Source organism: Gordonia sp. N1V (assembly GCF_029269935.1).
GTDB lineage: Bacteria > Actinomycetota > Actinomycetes > Mycobacteriales > Mycobacteriaceae > Gordonia > Gordonia polyisoprenivorans.
The window spans coordinates 1-736 of the sequence record NZ_JARJDD010000066.1 but is presented as its reverse complement, the minus strand read 5'-3'; the positions used below and the strand labels follow the sequence as shown (position 1 = coordinate 736).

Genomic DNA, 736 nt, shown 5'->3' with positions numbered 1-736 from the left:
CGCCGAGATTTCCAACCGTCCGTCGTCGGTGATGCGGTCGGTGTAGGAGTTGATCTTCTTGTCCTCCGCCGCTGGTAACCCACCCGGCGTCTCGGCCGCCAACTCGTTACCCAACTGCCGCGCGTACAGGTTGATCTCGGCGGGGGTGAATCCGGCGAAATAGCGCGACAAGAGTTTCCGCAGGTATTCACACCGTTGGACGGTGTCCATAGGTTTGGGAGATCGGGTGTCGATGTGCGCCAACCCACGGACGATGGCATCGGTGTGTTCGGAGGAGATGGACCCGTCAGCGGCGTGTGCGAGCAGCAGATCAATGTCGGTGGCGGCCGAGATCCGCACATACCGACTGGCGACCGACGGCGCGAAACCCATGCTGATCAACAATTCTCGTAGTCGGGTGGTCTTATGATCAGCGACGCCCAGCCGGTCCATCTCACCGGTGAGGGTGGTGGCGTGCTGATCAACCAGATTCCGCAACAACAGGACCTGCTTCATCGCACCGAAAGCCTGCGGTCCGGTCATCTCCGGATCCCATTGCAGGTCGCTGAGTTGGGTGACGATGGCGGCGAATAATGCTTCGGCATCAACGGTTTCCGAGTCAAGAGTCGCGGTGGTGGCGATCATGGGCCCCTCCCCAGTGGCTGATCGGTGTGATGGCTCCAGTCTACATCGCCAGTGTGTGGCTCTCCTGACCTTTCTATGGGCGTCCCACCGCATCCCACCGCGTGCCTAACGC

The 736-nt window shown here is 61.0% G+C and carries 1 pseudogene; it reads right to left on the bottom strand.

The annotated features are described in order from the left end of the window. Positions 1 to 624, bottom strand: a pseudogene (locus P3L18_RS28130) (HNH endonuclease); the annotation flags it as partial. Positions 625 to 736: the final 112 nt, after the last annotated feature.